The 11000-nt window shown below is 71.0% G+C and carries 12 protein-coding genes; 5 read left to right on the forward strand and 7 right to left on the reverse strand.

Annotation, left to right across the window (positions count from 1 at the left end; translation table 11 throughout):
- The first annotated feature begins 146 nt into the window (after positions 1-146).
- The 4 genes from ITP53_RS49605 (at position 147) to ITP53_RS49620 (ending at position 5014) form a co-directional block, all read left to right on the forward strand.
- Positions 147-1649 (forward strand): phytoene desaturase family protein, encoded by a 1503-nt coding sequence (locus tag ITP53_RS49605; protein WP_195902457.1) that lies wholly within the window; start codon positions 147-149, stop codon positions 1647-1649.
- Positions 1650-1747: 98 nt separating this feature from the next.
- A complete protein-coding gene (locus ITP53_RS49610) occupies positions 1748-2452 on the forward strand; it encodes a response regulator transcription factor (RefSeq protein WP_195902458.1) in 705 nt (234 codons plus the stop codon).
- Positions 2449-3798 (forward strand): HAMP domain-containing sensor histidine kinase, encoded by a 1350-nt coding sequence (locus tag ITP53_RS49615; RefSeq protein ID WP_195902459.1) that lies wholly within the window; start codon positions 2449-2451, stop codon positions 3796-3798. Before ITP53_RS49610 ends, ITP53_RS49615 begins: the two co-directional genes overlap by 4 nt.
- A gap of 40 nt (positions 3799-3838) precedes the next feature.
- Positions 3839-5014 (forward strand): bifunctional glycosyltransferase family 2/GtrA family protein, encoded by a 1176-nt coding sequence (locus ITP53_RS49620; RefSeq protein ID WP_195902467.1) that lies wholly within the window; start codon positions 3839-3841, stop codon positions 5012-5014.
- A gap of 115 nt (positions 5015-5129) precedes the next feature.
- Here ITP53_RS49620 and ITP53_RS49625 read toward each other — a convergent pair whose 3' ends face one another.
- The 7 genes from ITP53_RS49625 to ITP53_RS56620 form a co-directional block, all read right to left on the reverse strand.
- Positions 5130-5396 (reverse strand): hypothetical protein, encoded by a 267-nt coding sequence (locus tag ITP53_RS49625; protein ID WP_195902460.1) that lies wholly within the window; start codon positions 5394-5396, stop codon positions 5130-5132.
- Between the two features lie 69 nt (positions 5397-5465).
- Positions 5466-6317, reverse strand: a complete 852-nt coding sequence (locus ITP53_RS49630; RefSeq protein WP_195902461.1) for a helix-turn-helix domain-containing protein — start codon at positions 6315-6317, stop codon at positions 5466-5468.
- 56 nt (positions 6318-6373) lie between these two features.
- Positions 6374-6634, reverse strand: coding sequence for a hypothetical protein (locus ITP53_RS49635; protein ID WP_195902462.1), 261 nt, complete (start codon positions 6632-6634; stop codon positions 6374-6376).
- 88 nt (positions 6635-6722) lie between these two features.
- On the reverse strand, positions 6723-7736 hold the full coding sequence (locus tag ITP53_RS49640) for a phosphotransferase family protein (RefSeq protein ID WP_195902463.1): 1014 nt from the start codon (positions 7734-7736) through the stop codon (positions 6723-6725).
- A 63-nt stretch (positions 7737-7799) separates the two neighbouring features.
- Positions 7800-8606, reverse strand: a complete 807-nt coding sequence (locus ITP53_RS49645) for a GNAT family N-acetyltransferase (protein WP_195902464.1) — start codon at positions 8604-8606, stop codon at positions 7800-7802.
- 47 nt (positions 8607-8653) lie between these two features.
- Positions 8654-9427, reverse strand: coding sequence for an enoyl-CoA hydratase-related protein (locus ITP53_RS49650; RefSeq protein ID WP_195902465.1), 774 nt, complete (start codon positions 9425-9427; stop codon positions 8654-8656).
- A 129-nt stretch (positions 9428-9556) separates the two neighbouring features.
- Positions 9557-10354 carry a hypothetical protein gene (locus ITP53_RS56620; protein ID WP_207757545.1) on the reverse strand — a complete coding sequence of 266 codons (798 nt, stop codon included), beginning with the start codon at positions 10352-10354 and terminating at the stop codon, positions 9557-9559.
- Positions 10355-10456: 102 nt separating this feature from the next.
- Between ITP53_RS56620 and ITP53_RS49660 the strand changes: the two genes are divergently transcribed.
- Positions 10457-10858: a hypothetical protein gene (locus tag ITP53_RS49660; RefSeq protein WP_195902466.1), complete on the forward strand. Its 402-nt coding sequence runs from the start codon at positions 10457-10459 to the stop codon at positions 10856-10858.
- The last annotated feature ends 142 nt before the right edge of the window (positions 10859-11000 follow it).

An 11000-nucleotide genomic window follows, 5' to 3' on the forward strand; every position in this document is an offset into this window, starting at 1 on the left:
CCCCTGACCCCCAGCCCTCGTCCGCTCCTGACCGCCCCGCCCCTCATCCGTCCCTGACCCGACCTCGCCCCTCGTCTGCCCGTGGCCCAGGACGGCGGTCGGTTGAGCGTTGACGGATGGTGTGGTTTGGGGCTTAGGGTGCGGGTGTGGGCTCATATGACGTGGTTGTGGCCGGTGGTGGACACAATGGGCTGGTCGCGGCCGCGTACCTGGCGCAGGCCGGGCGCCGGGTGCTCGTACTCGAGCGGTACGACCACGTGGGCGGCCTGGCCATCTCCGCGCGGCCCTTTCCAGGCGTCGACGTACGCCTGTCGCGCTACTCCTACCTGGTGAGCCTCCTGCCGTCCCGGATCGTCCGGGACCTCGGCCTGGAGCTGGAGCTGCGTCGCCGCCGCTACGCCTCGTACACCCCCAAGCACGAGACCGGGCTGCTCGTCGACAACGAGGACGCGGGGCGCACGGCGGAGTCGTTCCGGCATGTGACGGGCGGCGACGCCGACCACAAGGCGTGGCAGGACTTCTACGGCATGACCGCGCGCGTGGCGCGGGCCCTGGCCCCCACCCTGCTCGAACCCCTGCGCACCCCCGCCGAGATCGAGCGGATCGTCGGCGCGCAGGCGTGGCGTGACCTGTTCGAGCGGCCGATCGGCGAGACCGTGGACGAGCGGTTCGGCGACGACACGGTACGCGGCGTCGTGCTCACTGACGCGCTCATCGGCACGTTCGCCGACCCTGCGACCGACCTGACGGCCAACCGGTGCTTCCTCTACCACGTGATCGGCGACGGCACCGGCGAGTGGAACGTGCCGGTGGGCGGCATGGGCGCGGTGTCCGGGGCACTCGAGGCGGCGGCCAGGCGCGCGGGCGCCGAGATCAGGACCGGGGCGGAGATCGTCGGGATCTCGCCGTCAGGAGAGGTCACGTTCGTGGCCGGGGACGGCGAGCACACGGTGAACGGCGGGCACGTGCTGGTCAACCTGCCGCCCGCGGTGCTCGACCGGGTGCTCGACAGGCCCGGGGCGGTGCCGGAGGGCGCGCAGCTGAAGGTCAACATGGTGCTCGCCAGGCTGCCCAGGCTCAAGGACGCGTCCGTGGATCCCAAGGCCGCCTTCAGCGGGACGTTCCACATCAACGAGACACGTGACCAGCTCGCCGCCGCGTACGCGCAGGCGGCCCGCGGGCAGATCCCGGAACTGCCGCCGGCCGAGGTCTACTGCCACTCGCTGACCGACCCGTCGATCCTCGGGCCTGACCTCAGGGGCAGGGCCGAGACGATGACGCTGTTCGGCCTCCACATGCCCGCCCGCCTTTTCCGGGAAAATCCGGAAAAGGCGAGGAAGGAGGCGCTCCGAGCCACCTTCGCCTCCATCAACCGAGTGCTCGCGGAGCCCATCGAGGACTGCCTGCTCAAGGCCCACGACGGCACCCCGTGCGTGGAGGTCAAGTCGCCCGTCGACCTGGAACGGGACGCGGGACTGCCCGGCGGCCACATCTTCCACACCGATCTGAGCTGGCCGTACGCGGAAGAAGGCGGGTGGGGCGCGGAGACTGAGCACGAGCGGATCCTGATGTGCGGCGCGGGCGCCCGCAGGGGCGGCGGCGTCAGCGGGATCGCCGGGCACAACGCGGCGATGGCGCTCCTGGCATGAACCGGAGCCGCACCACCGCGCCCGTAACGTGGTGAGCATCACGATATGAGGATGAACGCGTTCATGGTGTTTTCATGATGACGCCCTAACTTTGTAGCATGAGCGAGCCCGCACGATTGCTGGTGGTGGACGACGAGCCCGCATTGCGCGAGGCACTGCAGTCGAGCCTGGAGTTCGAGGGCTACGCGGTCGTCACCGCCAACGACGGGCACGCCGCCCTGGAGGAGCTGTCGGCGAGCCCCTATGACGCGGTGCTGCTCGACATCATGATGCCGCGCCTCGACGGGCTGACCGCGTGCCGCAGGCTGCGGGCGTCCGGCAACCACATCCCCGTCCTCATGCTCACGGCCCGTGACGCGGTCGGCGACCGGGTGTCGGGGCTCGACGCCGGCGCCGACGACTACCTGGTCAAGCCGTTCGAGCTGGACGAGCTGCTGGCCAGGGTGCGGGCGCTGCTCCGGCGCGGCGCCCTGAACAGCGCGGACGCCGCCCCCGAGGGCGCGACGCTGTCGTACGCCGACCTGCGCATGGACCCGGCCACCAGGGAGGTCACGCGGGGCGAGCGCCTGCTCGACCTGACGAGGACCGAATACCTGCTGATGGAGCTGTTCCTCGCCCACCCGCGCCAGGTCCTGACCAGGGACCAGATCCTGAGCGAGGTGTGGGGGTTCGACTTCGAGCCGACGTCCAACTCGCTCGACGTCTACGTGATGTACCTCCGGCGCAAGACCGAGGCAGGGGGAGAGCCGCGGGTGATCCACACGGTGCGCGGGGTGGGTTATGTCCTGCGGGCGGCCCCATGAGACGAGGGAGTCTGCGTTCCCGGCTGACGCTCCTGGTCACGGCGGCCGTCGCGCTGGCCATCGCGGCGTGCGCCGGGTTGTCCTGGCTCATCGTCCAGAACCAGGTGGTCGAACAGCTCGACCTGACCATCCTGGAACCCGAGGAACAGAAAAACCAGGACTACCTGCGCAACGCATGCTCCCCTGATGGCACCTCGGACAAGTACGATGTGGTGACGCTCCTGTACGCCGACGGCACCACGTGCGCGTTCGGCTCGCCCATCCTGCCGACGCCGGAGGACCGGGCTGCGGTGGACCAGCACGATGCGGAGATCCGCCGCGACGGCGTGACGCGCGAGGGCAGGTCGGTTCGCGTGGTGACGACGAACTTCGGTCCCGGCGTGGCGGTCCTGGAGGGCAGGCCGCTCTACCACGTCCAGCGCACACTGCGGAACACCGCGCTGGCGCTGTGCGCGGTGGCCGCGCTGGGCGTGCTGGGCGCCGGCTGGGCCGGGCTGACGATCTCACGCGCGGCGTTGCGCCCGGTGGGCCGGCTCACCGGGGCGGTCGAGCACATCGCGCGCACCGAGGACCTCCACACCCGCATCCCGGTCCAGGGCAACGACGAGATCGCCCGCCTGTCCTCCTCGTTCAACGCCATGACGGCAGCCCTGGCCGGCTCCCGCGAGCGCCAGCAGCAACTCGTCGCCGACGCCGGACACGAGCTGCGCACCCCGCTCACCACCCTGCGCACCAACATCGACCTGCTGCTGCGCAGCGAGCAGACCGGCCGCAGCCTCGACCCGGACGCCAAGGAGCGGCTGCTGATCAACGTGAAGGCCCAGTTCGCCGAGCTGACGACGCTCGTGGCCGACCTGCTCCAGCTTGCCAGGGGCGACACCGACCACGAGCCGCACGTCGAGCTGGGCCTGCACGAGGTGGTCACGGCCGCCGTGGAGCGGGCCAGGTTGCGCGGTGCGGAGGTCGCCACCGACCTCAAGCCCTGGTACGTCGTGGGCAACGCCGCCTCGCTGGAACGTGCCGTGCTCAACCTCATCGACAACGCCGCCAAGTTCAGCCCCGGCAACCAGGTCGAGGTGTCGTTGCACAACGGCAGGCTGACCGTGCGCGACCACGGCCCCGGACTTCCTGAGGAGGAGCTGCCGCACGTCTTCGAGCGGTTCTGGCGCTCGCCGTCCGCGCGCGGCCTGCCCGGATCCGGGCTCGGGCTGGCGATCGTGGCCCAGGCCGTCGCGGAGGCCGGAGGGCAGGTAAAGCTGGCGAACGCGCCCGGTGGCGGAGCGATCGCGACTCTGGATCTACCGGGAAGTCTCATCCGTCACTCACAATCGGATGAGTCCCGTTGAATACCGAACGGTGAAGACCCCCGAACATGAGCTGGGCCGCATGGAGACAGCAGCATTAAGAACCCGCCTGGTCGAGGTGGTCGTCCCGGTTCACAACGAGCAACGGGCGCTCCGCGCGAGCACCACCCGGCTGCACGCCTACCTCGCAGGCACCTTCCCTTACGGCTTCCGCATCACGATCGCCGACAACGCCAGCACCGACGACACCTGGCGGATCGCCACCGAACTGGCCGGCGAACTGCCGCACGTTCGGGCGCTGCACCTCGACGAGAAGGGCCGGGGCCGGGCGCTGCGCCACGTCTGGTCGCGGAGCGAGGCCGACGTCGTCAGCTACATGGACGTGGACCTGTCGACCGATCTGGACGCGTTCCTGCCGCTGGTGGCGCCGCTGCTGTCGGGCCACAGCGACCTGGCCATCGGCACCCGCCTGGCCAGGGCCTCCCGGGTGGAGCGTGGACCGAAGCGGGAGCTCATCTCCCGCTCGTACAACCTGCTGCTCCGCTCCGTGATGGGCGCCGGGTTCTCGGACGCGCAGTGCGGTTTCAAGGCCGTGCGTACGGAGATCGCCCACGCCCTCCTCCCCGGCGTCGAGGACGAGCAGTGGTTCTTCGACACCGAGTTGCTGCTGCTCGCCGAGCGGCACGGGCTGCGCATCCACGAGGTGCCCGTGGACTGGGTGGACGATCCCGACAGCCGGGTGGACATCCTGCGTACCGCCATGGACGACCTGCGCGGCCTGGCCAGGGTGGCCCGCGAGACGCTGTCCGGCGCGGCCCGCATCCCCATGCCCGCCCGCGTCGAACGAGCCGAACTGCCGAAGGGGATGGCCAGGCAACTGCCCAGGTTCGCGATCGTGGGGACCGGGAGCACGCTGGCGTACCTCGTGCTGTTCTCATCGCTCCGCGAGATCCTCTCGCCGCTGGCGGCCAACGCGGTCGCGCTGCTGGTCACGGCCGTGGCCAACACCGCCGTGAACCGCCGCTTCACGTTCGGGGTGACCGGCTCCGCCGGGGCGATGCGGCATCAGCTGGAGGCGCTGATCGCGTTCCTCGTCGGGCTGACGCTCACGTCCGGGAGCCTGTTCCTGCTGCCCGACAGGGTCTCGTACGGCGTGGAGCTGATCGCGGTCGTCATCGCGAACGCGGCGGCCACGCTCGTACGCTTCCTGCTGTTGCGCGTGTGGGTCTTCAACCCGGAGCGGAAGACCACCCGATGACCGCTCATACGGCCTGCAAGAACAGCAGCCCGTCATCGCCCGGGGCAGGTTGCCGCGCACAGCTCGCCCGGCAAGGTGCAGGCGGGAGGGCTGTGAGAAGGAAGGCGGGGGCGGGTCAGGCCGGTAGGGCCGCGAGGAGGAAGGCGAGGCGGGCGGCGGCGGACTCGACGTCGTCGGCGGTGCCGAGGCGGTAACCCCACGAGGTCACGAACGCGCCCTCGTCGGAGCAGGTGACGGTCTCCGCGAGGGTGGCCGAGAAGCGGTTGCGAACCGACACGTACGCCGGGTCGCTGGACAAGGCGAGACTCTGGACCGACAGGTCGGCGTGCCGGCCCGCGTGCCAGGCGAACCGCTCGAGGCAGAGCGCCGTATCAAGCATCATGCGTCACCTCCGCAACGTCTCGCGACAGAATTGCACGATCTTGCGGTGGGTCGCAAGCAATTGCTGCGGTTAATGTGGGTTTTGTTTGCGGTAATCGTGAAGAAGCCTGATGATGACGTCCCGCCCCGCTTCGTCGAACTCCGCCACCTTCGCGTAGTCGTCGAAGGCCCGCACGTAGAAGGCGATGTCATCGGGGTCGCGCAGGATCAGGTCCTTCGTCATGGTGGCCACGGCGACCATGGCCTCGTTGTAGATCCAGAAGCCGTTGATGGGGCTGGACGGCAGCTCCGTGGTGAACGGGACCACCCCGAACTCCACGTTGGGCAGCGTGCTGACCGCGAGGAGCCGGTCGAGTTGCCCGCGCATCACCTCGGCCGGGGCCAGGCAGGTGCGCAGCGCCCCCTCCGTGACCACGAACCTGAACGTCCGCGTCCGGTCGTAGAGGATCTCCTGGCGCTGCATGCGCACCCGCACCGCGGCGTCGATCTGGTCGGCCGCGCTGTAGAGGCGCTTGACCTTGCGGAACACGTGCCGGGCGTATTCCGAGGTCTGCAGCAGGCCCGCGATGATGCCCGGCTCGAACGTCCTGAACAGCTTCGTGCGCGCCTCGAGGTCGCGGACGTCCTCCTGGATCGCGGCCAGGCCGCTGCGGTGGCGCTGTTTCCAGTCGTCGTGCCGTTCGAGCAACGCGATGGCCTGCCTGATCAGCTCGTCGGTCGTGTCGGGCGAGGCGTTCACCGCCTGCGCCCACACGACCACGTCGTCCTCGGTGGCCGTCTGCCGGGCGTTTTCCAGCCGGGAGACCTTGGACGGCTGCCAGCGCAACCGCTCGGCCAGGTCTTTGCCGGACAGATGGGCTGCCTCGCGCAGCTGGCGTAACTGGCTGCCGAGGTCTATGCGCGCCTGCTGAAACGACGTCACGCGGCAAGAGGCTAGCCCCGGTGGGCCGATCATGCCAGCCCCGAGCACGATTGTGATTAAGCGGTTGCGGAGGGTGTCCCTTCGCTGGTGGGGAAAGCGGTTTCAGCGCCGTGGGGGAGCACCCGGCGGGCGATTTCGGTGATGAGTTCGCGGGGCACCTCGACCGCGGTCTCCCCGTCGAGGACGTCGCGCAGGTCCGCGAGCGCCTCCGCGTCGGTGAGTTGCAGACCCTGGACGACTATGGTGCCGCGGTCGGTTTCGTACAGGGTGGGACAGGCGCCTGCCTCCGAGGTGGAGCCGAGGAACCGCATTCGCATGACGATCCTTCCCCGAATATGAAATGCAATTGCGCGCAATTGTACGACTCGGGGGAGAACAAGTGATCGTTTTTCCGGAAATTGTGACTCAGCTGAGAACGCCGTCCATGAACTCCCGTGCCCGCGCGAACAACCCCAGAGTCGTCGCGTGCAGCAGGTCCCCGATCTCCTTGGGCGCCTTGCCGGCGAACGCCCGCGCGTGGCTGCCCTCCAGCACGATGCCGAGCTTGAAGCAGGCCATGACGGCGTACCAGTCGATGGCGGACAGGTCGCGATCGGAGAGCGCCGCGTAGTACGCGACGAGCTCCCGAGGGGGCGGCAGCCCCGGCACGTGGCCGTTGTTCGATGGCCAGGTGGCCAGCAGCCAGCCCAGGTCGAGCAGGGGGTCGCCGATCGTGCACATCTCCCAGTCCACGATCGCGGCCACGCGGGGGCCGTCGCAGGCGAACATCAGGTTGGCGAAGTGGTAGTCGCCGTGCATGATCCCCGGGGTGAAGGATCGGGGGAGGTGGCGGGTGAGCCAGCCGGCCGTCTCGTGCAGACCGGGGATGTCCGGCCCCGGATAGCCGTCGAGGTCCCCGTACGAGTCGAGCTCCTTGAGCCAGCGCGGCACCTGCCGCTCCAGGAACCCCTCCGGGCGGCCGAACCCCGGCAGCACGCCCGGATCGACCCGCCCGAGCTCGGCCAGCGCGACGGCGGCCTCCAGCCCCATCCGATGCCTGATCGCCGCGTCGGAGGCGTGCGGCTCGGGCAGCCCGGTCGAGGGGTTGAACCCGTCCACCGGCTCCATCAGGTAGAACACCGGCTCCCGCGCCGTCTGCGCGGCCACCAGCCGGGGCGCGGGCACCGCCGTGCCGCGCAGCGCCGCCAGCAGCCGCGCCTCCCGGCGCAGCACCTCGTTGCTCTTGCTGCGGGTGTGGATGGGCGGCCTGCGCAGAATGTACGCGCGCCCGCCGCGTTCGAAGCGGACCATGACGTTCTGGGTGCCGCCCAGGACCGCCGCCGGGTCCGTGATCGGGCCGCCGGGCAGCCCCTGGTCGTCCATCCACGAGCCGAGCGCGTCGAAGTCGATGGCGCTGACGTCGATGTGGGTGGAGGTCATGTACCGCCCTTCGACAGAACGATATTCTAGAAAACAGACCCTATGAGAGCGCCGCCGAGCCGGTCAACCCAGCGCCTGCATGAACGGCAGGAACTGGCCGGCCCTGTTGCCGGGCAGGTCGCCGCCCCGCACCATGCGCGAGACCTGCCACGGGTCGCCGACGCCGTGCCCGGCCGCCCACCCGATCATGCTTTCGCGATCCAGGTCGAAGTCCATGCGCACCTCGCCGCCCGCGCCCAGCGCCAGGTCGGCGATCAGGGCGCGAGCCGTCGCCTCGTCCGCGGCCACCACCGGGCCGATCACGGTGTTGTCGTCGTTGCGCCAGCGGTGGCCGAATCCGCCTTCGGCGACGCGTACCTGCTCGCCGAAGGTGAACATCCGCCGCAGCAGCGCCGACCTGTCCGTGCCGAACACCTCCGCGTCCAGGTCCAGGATCCAGCCGAGATCGGCCTCCGTGGCGAGCCTGGTCATTCCCGAGGGCTCGCCCGTGAAGACGCCCGTGTGCTTGGCCGCCAGGCCGACGACGCGGAAGCCGAGCCGCTCGTAGAGTGGGCGGCCGTTCTCGGTGGCGTAGAGGGAGACGACGCGCTCTCCGGCCGCCTCCAGCACATGCTCCATGAGCCGGCGGCCGAGGCCCTGACGGGCGTATCTGGAGGCCGTGAGGACCATGCTGATCACGGCGTGGTCGTCGCCGTAGCGGGTGAGGATGTTCGTGGCGGCCAGGCCGTCGCCGTCGGGGGCGTCGATGCCGTACGGCTCCCCGACCTCGAACAACAGGCGCCACTTCTCCTGCTCGGGCAACCAGCCACGGTCCTTGGCCAGGCGGGCGCAGTCGTCCAGGTCGTCGGGCGTGAGGCGGCGGATGCTCATGGAGGCATCCTTCTCGATCGCCGGCCCTGGACTCAACGCGTTTTCCGTCAGGGCAGCGGGGGTTTCCGGGCCCACGCCGGCGGCCTCTTCTCCCAGAACGCCGCGATCCCCTCCTGTCCCTCCTCCGAGGTGAACCGCTCCGCGGACAGCTCGGTCATCCGCCGCAGCCCCTCCGAGAACGACACCGTGGGTACGTCCCTGACCAGCCGCTTGGTGATCGCCAGCGCCTCCGGAGCGCCCTCGACCAGCATCTCGGCGTAGTGCGCGACCGTCGCGTCCAGCTCCTCCCCGGGAACGGCCCTGGACAGCAGCCCGATCTCCGCCGCCCTGGCGGCGTCGAACACCTCGCCGGTCATGAAGTACTCGGCCGCCGCCCGGGGATCGAGCCGCCTGAGCACCGGCACCGAGACCATGGCGGGCACGACCCCGAGCCGTACCTCCGTGAACGCGAACGACGCCGTCACCGGCGCGATCGCGAAGTCGCAGGAGGCCACCAGCCCCAGACCCCCGGCCCGCGCGGTGCCGTTGAGCCGGCAGATGGCCGGCTTCGGGCTCTCCCAGAGCAGCGACATGATCTCCGGCAGCGCTCCCGTGATCGGCGCGCCCGCCGCCCGCTGCTCCTTAAGGTCGGCGCCTGAGCTGAACACCGTCCCCGTGGCGGTCAGCACGATCACCCTGGCCGCCGGCTCGGCCAGCGCCCAGGCGAGCCGGTCCGCGAGGTCGGCGAGGAGTCGCGTGGACAGCGCGTTGCGGTTGGGCGGGGAGTCCAGCGTGATGGTCGCGATGCCGTCCGCCAGCTCCCCGTGCACCAGGCTCGTCATGGGTCCCCCTCAATGAATGATCGCCGGTACGGCGCCCGCCTCGACCCGCAGCACGCTACCCGGCAGGGGGCGGCGGTCGCTCGAGTGGCACCGGGGCCGGGTCGAGGGCGGTGCTCGCTTCCCGCGAGGTCAGCTGCAGTGACTCCAGCCGGACTTCCAGCTCTGCGAGCCGAAGGAGCCGCCCCAGATCACGCACTTCTGCTTGGCCGGCAGGCGGACCGGGCCCGCGTAGACGGTGAACCTGCCCGGGTTGCTCGCGCTGGAGCCGCCCTTGACCTGGAGGATCGCGTTCATGGCGACCTTGCCGGGATGCACGTAGCGGGACAGGGTGACCACGCAGTTCTTCCCCGCGCCGGCGTTGTAGAGCAGGTGGATCGTGGCGCTGTTGCCCAGCGCGTGGGACTCGATCACCTTGTAGCCGGCGCCGCAGACCGTGGTCGCCTTGTGCGGGTTCGGCTTGGGCGGCCCGGCCGCCTTCTGGGCCGCGGGGATGGTCGACGTGGGACCCGAGGTCGGCTTGCTCGTCGGCTCCGCGTCCGGCTCGACCAGGGTCTTCTTCTTCTTCCTGGTCGGGGCGGGGGACGAGGTCCGCCTCGGCTGCGGCGCGTAGGTCACCGGCGGCGGGACCTCGGGGACGGCCTCCTTGGTCCGCCGCGGCTTCCTGGTCTTCTTGGGCTCCTCGATGTCCAGGGTCGGGACCGGCTCGGTGTCCGTCGGGATCACCGGCGCCTGGGTGGCCTGGACCGGCGGCTGGCCGGCGCCCGCGCCGTCGCCGTTGGCGTCGGTGGTGGAGGTGTTGTCCACGTTCACGACCGGGACGTCCTTGCTGTTCGCCTGCACCACGACGGCGCCGACGACCACGAGGAGCGCCGCGGCGGCCGCTCCGGACAGCGCCAGCGTCAGGGTACGGCGCTGCTTGGCGGGCACTCCCTCACCCGGTCCGCTCGGCCCCGAGCCCGCCGGTCCACCCGGCCGCCCGGGTCCGTTGGGCCCGCCGTTCCCACCCGCGACGCCATGCCCGCCGGCACCATGCCCACTGACACCATGCCCGCCGGGGCTGTGCCCGCCTGGGGCGCCCGCTCCGCCGGCGACGCCATGCCCGCCGGCGGCACCCGCCGCGGCATACCCGCCGGGGCCGCCCGCTGCGCCGTATCCGCCAGGGCCGCCGAGCGGGCCTGCGGCGCCGTAACCGCCAGGGGCGCCGTGCGTAGTACCCGGGGCGTTGGGGCCACTGTGGCCTCCAGGACCGCCGTGGCCGCCCTGGGGGCCCGCCTGGCCGCCGAGGCCGGCGTGACCGCTCTGGGGGCCCGCCTGGAAGGGTTGGGACGTGCCGGGGCCGTACGGGGGCATGCCGGGTTGGTGCGGTCCACCGGGCGCTCCAGGCTGAGGGGCGGCGTGGGACATGCCCGGCTGCGGCCCGCCGTGCGGTGAACCGGCCTGGGGTGGACCGGCCGGTGGTGAGCCGGCGACGGGGGGGGCGCCGGGGGGGGTGGGCGGGGCGGCGGGTCGGGGCTGGGCGGTGGCGGGGCCGCGGGGCGGCGCCAGGGCCGGGGAGCGCGTCTGGACGGCGGGC

The sequence above is a fragment of the Nonomuraea cypriaca genome, from assembly GCF_015645445.1.
Taxonomy (GTDB): domain Bacteria; phylum Actinomycetota; class Actinomycetes; order Streptosporangiales; family Streptosporangiaceae; genus Nonomuraea; species Nonomuraea cypriaca.

Excerpts from the sequence above, each read along its gene's own strand:
- ITP53_RS49610 (WP_195902458.1), top strand. The coding sequence starts at position 1,748 with ATGAGCGAGCCCGCACGATTGCTGGTGGTGGACGACGAGCCCGCATTG.
- ITP53_RS49615 (WP_195902459.1), top strand. The coding sequence starts at position 2,449 with ATGAGACGAGGGAGTCTGCGTTCCCGGCTGACGCTCCTGGTCACGGCG.
- ITP53_RS49620 (WP_195902467.1), top strand. The coding sequence starts at position 3,839 with ATGGAGACAGCAGCATTAAGAACCCGCCTGGTCGAGGTGGTCGTCCCG.
- ITP53_RS49625 (WP_195902460.1), bottom strand. The coding sequence starts at position 5,396 with ATGATGCTTGATACGGCGCTCTGCCTCGAGCGGTTCGCCTGGCACGCG.
- ITP53_RS49635 (WP_195902462.1), bottom strand. The coding sequence starts at position 6,634 with ATGCGAATGCGGTTCCTCGGCTCCACCTCGGAGGCAGGCGCCTGTCCC.
- ITP53_RS49640 (WP_195902463.1), bottom strand. The coding sequence starts at position 7,736 with ATGACCTCCACCCACATCGACGTCAGCGCCATCGACTTCGACGCGCTC.
- ITP53_RS49645 (WP_195902464.1), bottom strand. The coding sequence starts at position 8,606 with ATGAGCATCCGCCGCCTCACGCCCGACGACCTGGACGACTGCGCCCGC.
- ITP53_RS49650 (WP_195902465.1), bottom strand. The coding sequence starts at position 9,427 with ATGACGAGCCTGGTGCACGGGGAGCTGGCGGACGGCATCGCGACCATC.
- ITP53_RS49660 (WP_195902466.1), top strand. The coding sequence starts at position 10,457 with ATGCCCACTGACACCATGCCCGCCGGGGCTGTGCCCGCCTGGGGCGCC.